The sequence below is a fragment of the Spirosoma daeguense genome (assembly GCF_054776875.1).
On the sequence record NZ_BAAHBF010000004.1, the window covers coordinates 779,926 to 795,546 of the forward strand.

Genomic DNA, 15,621 nt, shown 5'->3' on the forward strand with positions numbered 1-15,621 from the left:
TATCAGTACCAGAAATAAGTAAATTCTTTTAAAAAATAGCACTCTAAAAAGTAAACCCATCGAAAATAACCCTTTTTATAAAAGCGCACCACAGCACTACGTCTACCAACCTCTTCCTGTTACATGATAAAACATTTGAAGTTCATAACAACCGTTTGCCTTTTCCTGTTAGATACGCCTGTGCTACGTGCTCAACAACCATCGCTGGGCGTTTTCGACGGACAAACTAGTATTGGTTCGCTGGTACGTCCCGGCGTAATTACGTACAATAAAGCCACACAGGTTTATGAACTAAGCAGTTCGAAGGCTAATACGGAGAATAAAGACGATGCGCTTCATCTGCTCTGGAAACGTATCAAGGGCGATTTCATTCTGTACGGACGCGGTGAGCTAATGGGCAAAGGAAGTCAAACCGGATGGATGGCACGTAGCAGCCTCTCGGCCAACGCAGCTCAGGTGAGTGCTGTTACGCAGGAAAATGGTACGACTTCAATGCAGCTTCGCCGAACCAATGGAGGCAATCTCGAAGAAACGAAGATAGCCGCTCAGAAGGCCGATATTATTCAACTCGAACGACGTGGCAACACGTATACCACCCGCGTGGCCCGTTTTGGCGAACCGTTTCAGACGCACGACGTAACAGAAGTAAATTTAGGCGACGAAGTATACATAGGCCTGTTTGTGCAGACCAGTAACGCAACGCCAAAAGCTCGTTTTGAAGATGTGCGTATTAGCGTACCGGTGAGCTCAACCGAAAGCCCCAATCGCATGAATTTAGGAAGTCGTCTGGAGTTGCTGGACGTATCGACCGGAAAACGTAACGTGATTCACACCGAGTCATATTCCATTCAGGCTCCCAATTGGACGAACGATAATAAATTCCTGCTTTATAACGGGCGAGGGCTGATTCAGGCGTTCGATCTGAACACTCGGCAGGTACGTATCGTAAATACGGGCGACGTTAAAAACAATAACAACGACCACGTTATCTCGCTCGATGGCAAGCAGTTAGGACTTAGCAGTGGCGTAAAAGAATTGGGGGGCTCCATCATTTATACCGTACCGATTGAGGGCGGAACACCCAAACAAATTACCCCAAAAGGTCCTTCGTACCTGCACGGCTGGTCGCCCGACGGAAAGAGTCTAGTCTTTTGTGGAGCACGTAACAACGAATACGATGTCTATAAAGTCCCGGCAGAGGGTGGTCCGGAAGTCCGGCTTACCGATGCAGCGGGCCTGGACGATGGCCCTGAATATACGCCCGATGGAAAGTATATTTATTTCAATTCTAACCGGACGGGCACTATGCAAATCTGGCGTATGCAACCCGATGGTAGTCAGCAGGAAGCCGTTACCGATGGCGAGTTCAACGATTGGTTCGCGCACATTTCGCCCGATGGCAAATGGATCGTTTTTCTGTCTTTTCTGAAAGATGAAGTTAAATCCGGCGACCATCCGCCCTACAAGCACGTTTACCTGCGCCTAATGCCCATCACCGGGGGCAAACCAAAAGTGATTGCCTACATCTACGGCGGTCAGGGAACGATCAATACGCCATCGTGGTCGCCCGATAGCAAACGCGTAGCTTTCGTGAGCAACACCGACGCCAGCGTACTCACTCCAGCCGAGATTAGCGAAAAGTAAGGCAGTTCTAAGTAGCTTTACCACCCCTAGCCCCTCCTGTTTTAGGAGGGGCTAGGGGTGGTAAAATCAAAGCTCCTACAAGATTAGATCGCATCAGAAGAATTTTACCCCCAATTCCCCTTTATGCTCGTCCGCGATTGCATCAATGCATTTCTTTCAGCGTTGTCCAGTACAAACCAGCGAACAGCATACTAAAAAACACCCCAAACGACGTAACAAGCGCACCAAAACCTGCCAGTAATATGGGGAGAACCAGCCCTACGGCAACCCCTGCTACGTATACCCAGAAGCCGACTCGTTGCAACCGAAACATCAGAATGGCCCCGGCCAATGTCAGTAATGAGTACACAAACTGGGCAATAGCCTGCGATTTTACCAGTTCGGGATCGCTATCTACAGGAACATCGCCCGACGAGCGATCTTCGTAATATTGTGTAGGTTCTTTTTCCTTCTTAGCGCCCTTATGTTCGATACGTTGCGTTTCGGACACGGCATCTGATTGAAAAAACGAAACCGATGCATCGAATAAGCCAACGGCGCAACTTAAAAAGGTGAGAATGCAGAGTACGGTTAGAAATTGTGAGCGCATAGGTAACGCGGACATTCTGTCCGCAAGAGAATTTGGCGGACAGAATGTCCGCGTTACGTAGAAACTTTAATTTCGCGGCTGAGTTTCCTTATTCAACAACGAAATCCAATAATCGATGACTCTTCAGGAATTGACCGAGCAAGTTCGTAACAAAGTTACGAACGCCGACAGTATAAACGCTACCGTTAAACTCGTAACCGATCAGGGCGTTATTTTTATCGATGGGAAGCAATCGCCCGCTACGGTATCTAACGAAGACAAACCGGCCGACTGCGACCTGCAAATCAGTGTCGATAACCTCGTTCGTCTCGGCACCGGCGATCTGAATCCGATGATGGCCGTAATGACCGGCAAACTCAAAATCAAAGGCGACATGGGCATTGCTATGAAAATGGGTCAAGTGATGGGTTAAACCAAAGAGCGAAAGAATGAATGAGCGAAAGTGTGAATAAGTAAAAAGAGTGAGTCCGTATACTTATTCACACTTTCGCTCATTCATTCTTTCGCTCTTTAATTATGTCTAAACCCTCTCGTCGTAAATTTCTGGAAAGTAGCGCACTGACGGCCGCTGGTTTCTTTATTGTTCCGCGCCACATACTGGGTGGTAAATCATCTGATGGTACACGTATCATTGCACCATCGGACAAGCTTAATATTGGGGCTGTTGGCTGTGGCGGAAAAGCTGACGTAAATATCCGTTTATCGTTCAATAGTGGTTCCGACAACATTGTCGCGCTCTGCGATGTAGACGACCGTCAGGCCAAAAAATTCCGGGGTCAATTCTCTAACGCTCCTTATTTTCAGGATTACCGGGAGATGTTCGACAAAGCCGGTAAAACCTTTGATGCCGTTATTATCAGCACACCCGATCACATGCACGCTCCTATTGCAATGGCGGCTATGCAGATGGGCAAACACGTATACGTAGAGAAACCACTTACGCACGACATCTACGAAGCCCGGATGCTGACAGAAGCGGCTCAGAAATATAAAGTAGTGACTCAGATGGGCAATCAGGGGAGTTCGGGCGATGCTACACGGATCATCGAGACGGCTATCCAAAAGAAACTGATTGGCCATGTTCATACCGTTTATTGCTGGACAAACCGTCCGGTTTGGCCACAAGGCGTTAAATCACCCAAAGACAAAGGCGAGTCGCAACCGATTCCGGCTGAAGTAAACTGGCCACTCTGGCTCGGTACGGCTCCAACTCGTGATTATCACGCAGCTTATATGCCCACGCGCTGGCGCGGCTATTGGGATTTTGGCACAGGTGCACTCGGCGACATGGGTTGTCATTTTATGGACGTACCATTTCGGGCGCTGAATCTAAAATATCCAACATCGGTGGAGTGTAGCGTTGGTTCGGTGTACTCCGATTTCTTTCAGGAAGCATTTTACGACGACGTTTGTCCGCCTTCATCGGCTATTCACTTGACATTTCCTTCTGATGATAAAAAGGTAAAAGAAATAAAGTTCTCATGGTTCGATGGGGGTATTCGGCCACAACTACCCGACGGTGTCGACTACAACGATGTATTCCGTGATATTGATGGCGGCATTCTGTTCATCGGCACCAAAGGCATGCTGACCGGTGGTCTTTTTGGCAATAATCCGAAGTTACTCGGAAAAGCAGCCGACAAAACGTTACCAACTCCCGAACGTCCGCTGGTCGAAGGTAAAACCGAAGGCCACCAACAACAATGGGTCAAAGCTTGTAAGCAAGGTTTTGGTGCTTACACATCTTCATCATTCGATCAGTCTGGGCCGCTAACCGAAACGGTATTGATGGGCAATTTGGCAACACGTTCTTATCTGGCTCGCGAAAATGGCAAGTTTCCAGGTCGCAAAAAGTTGTTTTGGGACGGCCCCAATATGAAAATAACCAACTACGATTACGCCAATCAATTTGTTAAACGCCAGTATAATGGCGGGTATAGGTTATAAAATCAGCGAGAAGCCAATACTTTATTCTGGATTAAATTAATCCAGAATAAAGTATTGGCCACCATTAATTCCTTGCCTCTATTAACTAGCTGCCACTATATCACGTATATAAGTAAGCTAAACGCATAAACCATAATTATTTTAAATTCACTTTTTATAAATTATAAATAACCAATTTAATAAACATATAAAACCATATAGTATTATTATTTATAGTATATATTCTAAAAATAATATATTTATGTATTTTCAAGGCTCATTTATTTATAGAAATTGAGAATACAATTATGATAAAACGCTACGTTATCACCATACTGCTTATAAGTACAATAGCGCTGCTGGCGGTAGCGCAGCCCTCCTCAACACCTGCACCGGGTTACGTGTGGCAGGCCATTAGCTCAAGCACCTACACAACTGGCCCTCAACGAACAGGTTGTAAATCAGGGCCAGGAAGCTGTGGTAACGGTAATAGTTCTTTTGGCTTAAACATACTCTGCCCTCCCGATTTACCAACAACTACTCTAGCAGGCTGTCCCATAATCCAGAAACAGATTTTTGGTAATATTGGCGAAAACGGTAGTAACTTCAGTGGTCTGACCGTAGCACAAAATCCCGGTTGTGGCGGAACGGGAGCTGGAACTAACTGGCCTCAGTCTTCAACCGCAACCCGGCGCATAACCCTAACCGAATGGGCAAATCCCAACCCAGAATCAGGTGTTGCTAATGGAGCGACCAATGGCACTGTCTGCCTACCCGTAGCAGCCCGAATTATCATTGATGACGGTTCCATTTGCGATGGATCGGGGGTCGGAGCAAATCAATTACGTTTTTTGGTTATTGGCGGTAATTCAGGCGCTCAATCCAGTTTCAACATTACGGCTAATTACCAATTAAATTGGTCTTCAAGCAAATATGGCGGTATTGGTTCAACAGGGAATCAGACAATCAACCAAAATCTGGTTGTTTTTGATGCAGGCGGAGGCAATCAATACGATTGGGCCCTGCAGCAACCTAACCAGTCGTGGTATTATCCATCGGCAGGAAGCAACGTAGCGTCTATTGGTACTTCGCTTCAGCAAACAGTGGCGGTGCCAGTTGGCAGCATTAGCCAGACAGGTGGTACGTTCACTATCGACTTTACGGCCACGGCTGCTCTTGACTTAAATCGTGCATTCGGTAATGCCGACGCTCGCGTAACAATGGGACCGGGTTTCCATGGTCGCGCCCGCTACGAAGTCGATTATCAATGCTGGCAGATTGTTCCAAACTCATTGCCGGTTCGTCTGGTCTCGTTTATTGGCAAAGTGGGCAACGGCCTTATCAATCTATCTTGGGAAACCACCGCCGAGCAGAAAAACAGCCACTTTATTATTGAACGTAGTGGCGATGCTACGTCCTTTGAAGCCATTGGGCAGGAAACTGGGCGGGGAACAACCTCATCGCGGCAGCAGTACGTTTTCGTTGATAAATCGCCCCTTGATGGAGCTAATTACTATCGACTACGTCAGGTTGATATAGATGGCAGCACGGCTTATTCTAAAATGATTGCTGTAGTATATGCCGAAACACAACCTGTTTTGGAAATTCTGGGTAATCCTACCGACAAGCAGCCAATTCGTATCCAATTGAAAAACCTACGTCCTGACAATCTTAGGTTAACCAGTATGAATGGGCAATCTGTTCCGTTTGATATTCAGTCCGAATCAAGTAACATCTATCAGATTATTCCTAAAACAGCCAATACTTTAGGTGGGTATATTTTAACCGTACATGAGGGGGCTGTGCAGCTCAGCGAGCGAATTATTCTAAAATAAATACTTCAGTATAGCCTGATAATCAACACAATACATCTATTCTCAAATTTATCAGCCAGACATGACTGATAAAGCACAAACCTATGAAAATTCTTAACAGAGTTCTTATAATGGTAGTCGGCCTTATCAGCGTCATCAGTTCTGCCCATGCGCAGCAAGTAATGATGCAAGGGTTTTATTACGACATTCCCAAAGCACAGTGCGGAGCCGCATGGGCCGACACAATGGCGGCTAAAGCAGCTTCACTGGCTACAGCAGGCTTTACTCATATCTGGTCTCCTCCATTCCAGGGTAATGGACCGAATAGTGGTGGCTATGACCCGAAAGACCTTTACATTGGCACCAACAGCACACTTACGGCCCTGGGCACCAAACAGCAGATTCTGAATATGGTATCGGCTTTCAGTGGCGAAGGAATTCAGGTAGTAGGCGATATGATTTACAACCACCGCGATGGGGGCACGCCTGAAATTAACGACCCAGTGTTAGACTATATCATGAATCATGGGGGTAACACAAGCAATCAAAATTGCTATCAATACGCCATGCCTTCTGACCGTTATCGCTTTATCTTACCCGTGGGTGGTACGTCGGGAAATGGCACCGGGAATTACTACCTCAACATAAGCTCCCGAACCAATACGTATTCAGGCAGTCAGTATATGCTCTACGTAACAACGAGCAAGATTGGTGGATCACGCTGGGCACCCGTTAACCCAACAACTACAATAGCTCCTGAACAGGGGGCCGCTTACCCAATTCAATTGGGAACAAACTATCAGGTCAATATCGATACTAATGGTGATACAGACGAGTTTCAAATTTCACTTAATCCGTCAGATTTCAACCCATCAGATACGTTGTTTATCCAAATGATTAACATCAATCCAGGCGATATTAGCGCATACTCCAACCATCGTCCCTGGAAAATCTGGTATGACCCATTGGGCTCTACAGGAAACGGCTCTCCGCGCGACGTAGCTGATGCCAGCAATATTTTTAGCCCTAATTATAAGCTTCGGGTACAGACGTTTACTAACTTTTGTGGTTTACCGGGCGGGGGCCCCTGCATGAATGGCGCCAACTTTCGACCCAACTGGTCGGGCGATCCGGCATCAGACGTGAATGCTACGTGTCTGGGCCCTGCCTGGAGTCAGCAAAGCATGGATTACTTCTACGATTATGACCATCAGAATCCCGATACCAAACAAAAACTAATCGATTGGACTATCTGGAGTTGGGATCAGGTAGGTATCCGAGGTCTACGTATGGACGCTATTAAACATTTTCCAGCCTCGTTCGTCGGAGATTTGCTTTGTGCCATGCACGTAGCGGGTAAATCTCCCAGTCTGATTGTAGGCGAATGGTATGGTCAGGACCCTGGCCCGCAGGGAAGCTGGCTCAGTCAGGTTTACAGTAAGTTGAACGCCTGCGGAGCGGGTTATCTTAACCCAAAAGTCTTTGACTTTAATCTGCGTGATCAATTGAAAAAAGCGAGTGACGGTGGCAATGGCGTCAGTACCTCAGCCGATTGTAATGATCCAAATTCGTGGGATGTACGTAGTATCTTCACTGGCAGCCTCCACGATGGCAGTAGCTTCAATACCAACAACGTAGTAACGATGTTGAATAATCATGACTTTCGCAGCTCAACCCCGACCTATGGTGATGCGCTAATACATGATCGAGCCGATGCCATCAACAGCTATGCCTACCTGCTCACCAACAATCATCTGGGTGTACCAACGGTGTTCTGGCCCGACTATTATGGGTATCCGGCAACAGTAACAACCTGGAACGGATCGGCCTGTGTGCCGCAGGCATACAATTATTTTCCTAACTGGCCGCAGGGTGGTTTAAAAACCGAAATCGATCAGTTACTCCATATTCTAAAAACATACGTCAGCGGCTCGTCGGGAGTAGATTACCTCAATAAATTTGGTGGCCCTGCGCTCAATTATTTTACAGGTTGTTATAAAAGAACCCTTATTTATCAAAACAATGCCACTGGCAGTACGGGCGGGAAAGAAGTCCTGAATGTCATTAATTATGGTGATCAGCCGGTAGATGTTGAGGTACCCGTTATTCAGCGTAACGGTATAGTATCGGGAACGATGTTCAGTCAGGTGGCTGGCACAACGTCTTCCACTACCCCGATTGTATCGGACATCGGAATGCTCCGGGTTACTGTACCGGCCCACAGTTTTGGTATCTGGGTACAAGGCGCTCCTCTGCCCTGTCCGGCAATGTATACCGTGCGTGATGGGTTATGGAATAATAATACGACCTGGTCCTGCAACCGCCTGCCAACCAGTAGCGATAGTATTCAGATTAAACATATCGTAACGGTTCCAGCTACGTATGAAGGTCATGCGTTGAAGCTTAATTTCGACTCGGGTAAAAAGCTGATTTTAGAGACAGGTGCTAAAGTGCATCTCGAACAATAAAAATAAGTTTGTAAAAGCTGGAGACTCGCAGTAACGACCTTTATCAATGCGGGTTTCCAGTAGTTCCACAGCGTAATACCACTCCGGTAATCCATAAAAATGCTTACATTCGTACTATTCACAGACACGAATGGGGTATTCTCAATATCGGTTCGTTTGGCTACTGTGCGTTTATTTAATCGCCGGTCGCCTATCGGCACAACCAGTAGCACATCAGCCCGTGCTGGTTCTTCCAGCCGATAATCAGCCACTGTCGTTACGGGGCCATTTATCTTACTTTCTCGACTCGCTGCAAACAGGAAATCTGGCCGTCATAAGTAGTCAGGCAATTGATGCAGCTTTCCGCCCTGTTGATTCGCCAGTTCCGAATTTTGGGTATATCTCCGGTGTTAAAGCGGCCCGACCGATCTGGTTACGTTTCCGGCTGCAAAATCCGACCAATCAACCCAAAAACTGGCTCACCGAAATCGACTTCTGGAGCTTCGATGAACTTCAGCTTTTTGTGGTCGATGAGCGGCAACAGGTTATGACAACGTCGCCGGTTATCGGCTGGAAAACGCCCGCCACCCAACGTATCAGGCACCATCGACACTACTGGTTTCCGGTATCAATACCAGCTAATCAGTACGTAACGGTTTATTTACGGATCTTCAAACAACGAGGCACGCAACTGATTCCAATCAATCTTTTGCCCGAATCGGCCTATGAAACCGAAGTCCAGAAAGGTTATCTGTTCTGGGGAGGAGTGCTTTTTACGCTCACGTTTGTGGCACTTATGAGCCTCATTTTTTTTCTCACTACGTTCGCGGCTATTTATTCCCGCTATATTTTCTGTTTGCTCGGACTGGTTGGGTTTTTTGTCATTAACGATGGATTTCTGAACCAGTTTGCTTTTGATGAGCAGTTTCTGTTGCCCCGACAGAATGTTTATTTTCTGTTTCCGCTCATTCTGTTTTATTCACAACTCACCTTTGTTCGTACGTTTTTACCCTTACAAAAAACACCATCTCATCGGCTGCACACCATCGGTACGGTTGTTTTATGGTCGGGTATAATTGGCCTTTTGGCGCTAACAGTTGAGCTATTTACCTCATATACACCGCTTCTTGAACAGATCGTTGTTCGTATTTTTTCGGTGGTTTACTGGCTCCCGATGCCGGTCATTGTGGCTTATATCGTTGTCAGTATTGTTCGACGGTATCATGTTAGTGAAGGCTGGCTTTATCTGATTGCCGTACTGCCATATTATACGCTCAATCTGGGTCAGGTATTCGCCAATTTTGGCCTGCTTCCGACCTACGAACCCGTCGCGAATTTTGTTTACTACGCTGTAGCGGCACTTTTCGAGGTGCTAGTACTCACAATTGGGCTGGCATATCGGTATAAAATGGATCGTGACCAGACCGAAAAACTCATCAAAGAACATACCGTTCAGCAGCAACGTGCTTATGAAGCCGAAGTACAGACTCTTGCTCTGAAGAATAATCTGCTAATTGAAAAAGAACGTATTGCCCGCGACTTACACGATAACGTTGGCGCACATTTAGCGTTTGTCGTCACTAATCTCACACATATCAGCGACAAGGCTGAAAAGCAACCCGTTAACGATGGCAAAACCTGGGCTGCCCAGCTACGTACCATTGTGCTCCACACCCGCGAAGCCGTTAAACTCCTTCGCGAAACCATCTGGGCTATTCATCAGGAAAGTTTTACGGTAGAAGAATTTGGCGAACGACTCAATCAATACATTAACCGCTACGTTCACGAAACTGATGGTTTATCGGTCGATGTTCAGGTAACGGGATCACCCACCAAACGACTCACATCATCGCAAGTACTCAATCTCTTTCGAATTGTACAGGAAGCCCTTAATAACGTAGTGAAACACGCAGGAGCCACGCAGGCAACCGTACAATTGCACGTGCAGGGCAACCAGAACATTCAGTTACGTATTCACGACAACGGACGCGGATTTATCTGGCCCAGCGAAACCTCTGAATCACATTATGGCCTCCAGAACATGCAAATCCGGGCTCAGGAGCTAGGCGGTACGTTCCGGGTTTTTGCCGACGATGGCACTACCGTAGAAGTGAATGTTTGACGGGTATCATCTCTGATTATCAAGCCGCTTCGCCTTAGAGAGTAATTTTTTTGAAATTTCAGAGTGGAGGAAAATCTAGCTTCGGCTATTTACCACCCCCTGCCCCCTCCTAAAACAGGAGGGGAAGGTGCAGAAGTGGCCCTTTACACGAACCCCTCCTGTTTTAGGAGGGGGCAGGGGGTGGTAAGCAATACCAATAAATCCAAACTCAGAAAGACTGCTACGCGCCTGATTTTGACCGCAATAACGTAACACTTTACGGGTTTCTGTAACACAACTGACTGATGACTTGTTTTCTAGATAATTAGCTAAGAAACCATCAGCCACAACCCATGTATCCAACCTTAGTTAGCCATCGAACACTCGGCGTTACGTTCTCTCCCGAAGGTACTTGCGTTCGTGTCTGGGCTCCTTTTTCTCAATCGGTCTGCATTCAGCTTCATAAACAACAGGAAACCATTCGCCTTCAGTCAGACGGAACGTACTGGCAAACAACAACCCAGCTTCTCCAGCCCGGTGATACGTATTCGTTTATTCTAAACGACACTACCGAACGGCCCGACCCAGCATCCTTATCGCAACCGCAGGGTGTTCATGGCCCATCACAAGCTGTCGATACGTCGAAATTTGCATGGACCGATGTCGATTGGAAAAACCTTCCGCTCGATGATTATTTATTATACGAACTCCATACCGGCACCTTTACGCCCGAAGGTACATTTGCCGGGATCGAAAGCCGACTGGATTACTTTGTTGAGCTGGGTATCAATGCTATAGAAATCATGCCCGTAGCGCAGTTTCCGGGTACACGCAACTGGGGTTACGATGGCGTTTGCCCGTATGCGGTGCAGCATTCATATGGCGGAGCCATTGCGCTGCAACAGTTGGTCGATGCCTGTCACCGGAAAGGATTGGCGGTCGTGCTCGACGTAGTGTATAATCACATGGGGCCCGAAGGCAATTACTTTTCTGATTATGGACCTTATTTCACCAACCGATATCAGACACCCTGGGGCAACGCGCTGAATTTCGATGATGATTACAGTGATAGTGTAAGGCGTTATTTCGTAGAAAACGTACTCATGTGGTTTCGTGATTTTCATATCGACGCACTACGTATCGACGCAGCCCATGCCATTCACGACGCCCGTGAGGTGCATTTATTACGTGAAATGAAGGAGTATGTCGATGAGCTGGTTCGTCAGTCGGGTCGGTCACATTACCTGATTGTTGAGTCAGATCAGAACGAAACGCGGTTTATTCAGGCGCTGGCGCAGCAAGGCTATGGCATGGATGCGCAGTGGAACGACGAGTTTCACCATGCGTTACGGGTAACGGCAACCGGCGAACGTAACGGCTATTACGCTGATTATAACGGCGTTCAACATCTGGCCAAATCGTATAAAGACGCCTATGTTTACGATGGTACGTATATGCCGCGTCGGGCACGTATTGTCGGAAAATCGACCGCCGGGCACGCAGGCCGGCAGTTTGTAGTTTTCTCGCAGAATCACGATCATATTGGCAACCGAATGCTGGGCGAGCGGCCGAGTCAGCTCGTCAGCCTATCGATGCAGAAACTAATGGCGGGAGCCGTTATGAGTAGCCCGTATTTACCCATGTTGTTTATGGGCGAAGAATGGGGCGAACTCAATCCGTTTATGTATTTCGTGAGCCACTCCGACCCGGCTCTTATTGAAGCGGTTCGGCAGGGAAGAAAACGGGAATTTGCAGCCTTTCAGGGACTGGCCGAAGCACCCGACGCGCAGGATGAACAAACGTTTGAGAAATCGAAACTCAACTGGAGCCGCCGTACTCAGGAGCCACACAGCACCTTATTCCGCTATTACCAGAACCTGCTGGCGCTACGTAAGCAGTCGTCGCTACGCCACCCCGACCGGGAATCGGTAGCTGTTGTGGTCGACGAAACAAAGCAAACAATCATGCTACTACGCCAGCACAAACAGGTCGATTGGGTGCCAACGTCAGGTAGTGAAACGGTTGTTTGCCTACTCAATTTTTCGAAGGCAATTCAATCATTTGTGTTGCCAGTCTGCGACCGGTCGTGGCAGAAACTACTGGATTCAGCCGATCCGCAATGGCAGGGACCGCAAGCCGCGCCCGATAGTCTTTTCGGTTGTGATACTGTATTGGTTCAGCCCGAATCTATACTGATTTATACGCATAAATAGCCCGTCGGCAAACAAATTGAGCTATCTATTAAACAACGTAGTGCTGATGCCGCTTCATAGAATGGCTCCCCTGAATTTGGGAGGGCTTTACTTTATGAAACTCAATGCTGATTAAGCACTCATTATGTATAATCCAATTGCTACGTATCGCCTTCAATTTAATAAAGACTTTACCTTTTCTGATTTTGAATCACTTTTACCTTATTTCCAGCGTTTAGGCATAACAACCGTTTATGCTTCTCCCATTTTTGTGGCTTCTCCGGAAAGCTCGCACGGTTACGACGGCGTCGATCCAACACGTATCAACCCGGAAATTGGCACACTCGAGCAGTTACGAGCTATTAGTCAGCGTTTAAAAGCGCATGGGATGGGCTGGATACAGGATATTGTTCCGAACCACATGGCCTATCATCCTAATAATGAGCGACTAATGGACATGCTAGAAAAGGGAACTCGTTCGCGCTACGCCAATTTTTTTGAGACTTCGTTGAGTAGTACGTTCTTTCACGGTCGGATTCAGGCTCCGTTTTTGCCCGAATCTCTGGACGAAACAATTGCTCAAGGCAAGTTGACATTAGCGTATGAAGAATCTCGCTTTGTCTGGAAAGTAAGTGGTGACGTATTACCACTAAAGCCCGAAAGTTATAGTATCGTTTTGCAGTCGACTTCACAGCAACCTAACGACGCTATCCGGCAACTGCTCGTTGAAATTGACCAGCTTCGGCATCAGGGCGACCCTACAGCTTTTACCCCCGCCTGGGAAGAGTTGCTGCTGCAACTGGCGTCACTGATGGAAACGCCACAAACCAGCGCATACGTAGCCAATTGCTTGAAAACCATCAACGAAAATCCAGATTTACTACGTCAACTGGCCGACGAACAGCATTACCATCTCTGCCCGGAACCCGAAACCCGCCAGCGCATGAATTATCGGCGGTTTTTTACCGTCAACGGGCTTATCTGCCTGAATATGCGCGAAGAAACTGTTTTTCAGGAGTTTCACAGTTTAATCAAAACGTTGCTTGACGAAGGCGTTTTTCAGGGCGTACGTATCGACCATGTCGATGGTTTGTTCGATCCGGCCCAATACCTCGGCTGGCTACGTCAGGTAGTGGGCGACGAACGATACGTAGTAGTCGAAAAAATTTTACAGGCCAACGAAAAGCTACCGACAAACTGGCCCGTGCAAGGCACATCGGGTTATGATTTCCTGGCGATGGTCAACAACCTGCTGACTGATGGACGTAGTGAAACTCACTTCCGAACGTATTACCACGAATTGCTCGGCTCCGATACGTCGCTACCTGACCGTATTCGCGACCGTAAGGCGTATTTTCTGGCCCAATATATGGGTGGCGAATTAGACAATCTGTATCATTATTTCCTGTCGCAGAATCTTGTCGAAGGCGATAATTTACCAGAACTGACTAAAGGTGAGCTGAAGCTGGCTATTGGCGAGTTATTAGTTGCCTGTCCCGTTTATCGGTATTACGGCAACGCATTTCCATTGCCCGATGAGGAAGCCACCATGCTACGTTCGTTGCTAAAAACCATTCGCCAACACCGGCCTGAGCTTACCACTGCCGTTAACATACTGGACGAAGCTCTACTTTTAAAGCCACCCGTTGCCGATAGCGATTACCGCAATCGGGCTGTTCGTTTCTACCAGCGGCTGATGCAGTTTTGTAGCCCGCTCATGGCGAAGGGCGTTGAAGATACGTTGTTATACACGTATAATTGTTTTATCGGACACAATGAAGTCGGCGATTCTCCCGAGCAGTTTGGAATGTCGGTCGATGCGTTTCATCAGGCCATGCATTATCAGCAGCAGCATTGGCCTTATACGCTCAATACCACCGCCACACACGATACCAAACGGGGCGAAGATGCCCGCGCCCGGCTCAACGTATTAACCAGCCTACCCAACGAATGGCTGGCCGAAGTGAAGCAATGGATGCAGTTAGTTGAGCCGCTACGTAGCAACGATGCGCCCGATGCCAACGATACGTATTTTATTTTCCAGAACCTGCTGGCTACGTATCCAATGCCCCAACAAGACGAAGACGACTTTCCAGAACGTTTTCACCTTTATCTCGAAAAAGCATTACAGGAAGCCAAACGACACACAACCGGCTGGGTCGTTGACGATACGTATCATACAGGAATTCTGAATTTCACTAACAGTATTCTGAATAAACAGGGCGATTTCTGGAGACGGTTTCAGCCATTTCATGCGCAGATAGCTAACTTCGGAGTAGTTAATTCGCTCGCGCAGGTTATGCTCAAATTCACCTGTCCGGGTGTGCCTGATGTGTATCAGGGTGGCGAAGGCTGGGACTTAAGTTTGGTAGACCCCGACAATCGACGCCCGGTCGATTTCATGATGCGGCAACAGTGGTTATCTGAACTAAGCTCAAATCAATCTGCTCCTGCTACGTCCAGCAAGGCCATCTGTGATAGGCTCTGGGAAGGTCGTTTTGATGGACGTATCAAGCTCTGGTTAACCCACATTCTGTTGCAGGAACGTCAACAAAATGCAGCCTTATTTTTAAACGGGAATTACGTACCACTAGCTGTGAAAGGTACGTATCGTGAACACATAATGGCGTTTGCTCGTCAGCTAAACCAAGCTTGGTACGTAGTAGTCGTGCCACTCTATCCGGCTCAGCTTTGTCGGCAGCAAAACACCGATCTTCTATCAATCGATTGGGCTGATACGTCAGTTATTTTGCCTGCCGATGCACCAACCAATTGGCATAGTAGGCTCGATGGTTCATCTGGTAAAGGTAATTATCAGCTTTCGGTACAATCGCTATTGCGAAGTCTACCTGTTGCTTTGTTAACACTGGATTAATTCATAGTGTAAACGTTTTTGACCAAATCAGCA

The 15,621-nt window shown here is 47.4% G+C and carries 9 protein-coding genes; 8 read left to right on the top strand and 1 reads right to left on the bottom strand.

The genetic code is table 11. From position 1 onward, the window contains the following. The first annotated feature begins 123 nt into the window (after positions 1 to 123). Positions 124 to 1,644 carry a TolB family protein gene (locus tag ACYVD4_RS15975; protein ID WP_460947370.1) on the top strand — a complete coding sequence of 507 codons (1,521 nt, stop codon included), beginning with the start codon at positions 124 to 126 and terminating at the stop codon, positions 1,642 to 1,644. Positions 1,645 to 1,786: 142 nt separating this feature from the next. On the opposite strand, the gene ACYVD4_RS15980 is transcribed toward ACYVD4_RS15975, so the two are convergent. Then, positions 1,787 to 2,233: a hypothetical protein gene (locus tag ACYVD4_RS15980; protein WP_460947372.1), complete on the bottom strand. Its 447-nt coding sequence runs from the start codon at positions 2,231 to 2,233 to the stop codon at positions 1,787 to 1,789. Between the two features lie 115 nt (positions 2,234 to 2,348). Between ACYVD4_RS15980 and ACYVD4_RS15985 the strand changes: the two genes are divergently transcribed. From ACYVD4_RS15985 to treY, 7 genes are all read left to right on the top strand, one after another. Continuing rightward, complete coding sequence (locus tag ACYVD4_RS15985) at positions 2,349 to 2,645, top strand: SCP2 sterol-binding domain-containing protein (protein WP_460947374.1); 297 nt, start codon at positions 2,349 to 2,351, stop codon at positions 2,643 to 2,645. 104 nt (positions 2,646 to 2,749) lie between these two features. Next, entirely contained in the window at positions 2,750 to 4,180 is a 1,431-nt protein-coding gene (locus ACYVD4_RS15990; protein ID WP_460947376.1) for a Gfo/Idh/MocA family protein, read from the top strand. Between the two features lie 287 nt (positions 4,181 to 4,467). Continuing rightward, complete coding sequence (locus ACYVD4_RS15995) at positions 4,468 to 5,994, top strand: hypothetical protein (protein ID WP_460947378.1); 1,527 nt, start codon at positions 4,468 to 4,470, stop codon at positions 5,992 to 5,994. An 83-nt stretch (positions 5,995 to 6,077) separates the two neighbouring features. Beyond that, positions 6,078 to 8,441, top strand: a complete 2,364-nt coding sequence (locus ACYVD4_RS16000; RefSeq protein ID WP_460947380.1) for an alpha-amylase family protein — start codon at positions 6,078 to 6,080, stop codon at positions 8,439 to 8,441. A gap of 130 nt (positions 8,442 to 8,571) precedes the next feature. Beyond that, positions 8,572 to 10,542 (top strand): sensor histidine kinase, encoded by a 1,971-nt coding sequence (locus ACYVD4_RS16005; protein WP_460947382.1) that lies wholly within the window; start codon positions 8,572 to 8,574, stop codon positions 10,540 to 10,542. Between the two features lie 332 nt (positions 10,543 to 10,874). Next, positions 10,875 to 12,734 (top strand): malto-oligosyltrehalose trehalohydrolase, encoded by a 1,860-nt coding sequence (gene treZ / locus ACYVD4_RS16010; RefSeq protein WP_460947384.1) that lies wholly within the window; start codon positions 10,875 to 10,877, stop codon positions 12,732 to 12,734. A gap of 124 nt (positions 12,735 to 12,858) precedes the next feature. Then, on the top strand, positions 12,859 to 15,588 hold the full coding sequence (gene treY, locus ACYVD4_RS16015) for a malto-oligosyltrehalose synthase (RefSeq protein ID WP_460947385.1): 2,730 nt from the start codon (positions 12,859 to 12,861) through the stop codon (positions 15,586 to 15,588). Positions 15,589 to 15,621: the final 33 nt, after the last annotated feature.

Coding starts and splice junctions, on each gene's coding strand:
- ACYVD4_RS15975 (WP_460947370.1), top strand. CDS start 124: ATGATAAAACATTTGAAGTTCATAACAACCGTTTGCCTTTTCCTGTTA.
- ACYVD4_RS15980 (WP_460947372.1), bottom strand. CDS start 2,233: ATGCGCTCACAATTTCTAACCGTACTCTGCATTCTCACCTTTTTAAGT.
- ACYVD4_RS15985 (WP_460947374.1), top strand. CDS start 2,349: ATGACTCTTCAGGAATTGACCGAGCAAGTTCGTAACAAAGTTACGAAC.
- ACYVD4_RS15990 (WP_460947376.1), top strand. CDS start 2,750: ATGTCTAAACCCTCTCGTCGTAAATTTCTGGAAAGTAGCGCACTGACG.
- ACYVD4_RS15995 (WP_460947378.1), top strand. CDS start 4,468: ATGATAAAACGCTACGTTATCACCATACTGCTTATAAGTACAATAGCG.
- ACYVD4_RS16000 (WP_460947380.1), top strand. CDS start 6,078: ATGAAAATTCTTAACAGAGTTCTTATAATGGTAGTCGGCCTTATCAGC.
- ACYVD4_RS16005 (WP_460947382.1), top strand. CDS start 8,572: ATGGGGTATTCTCAATATCGGTTCGTTTGGCTACTGTGCGTTTATTTA.
- treZ (WP_460947384.1), top strand. CDS start 10,875: ATGTATCCAACCTTAGTTAGCCATCGAACACTCGGCGTTACGTTCTCT.
- treY (WP_460947385.1), top strand. CDS start 12,859: ATGTATAATCCAATTGCTACGTATCGCCTTCAATTTAATAAAGACTTT.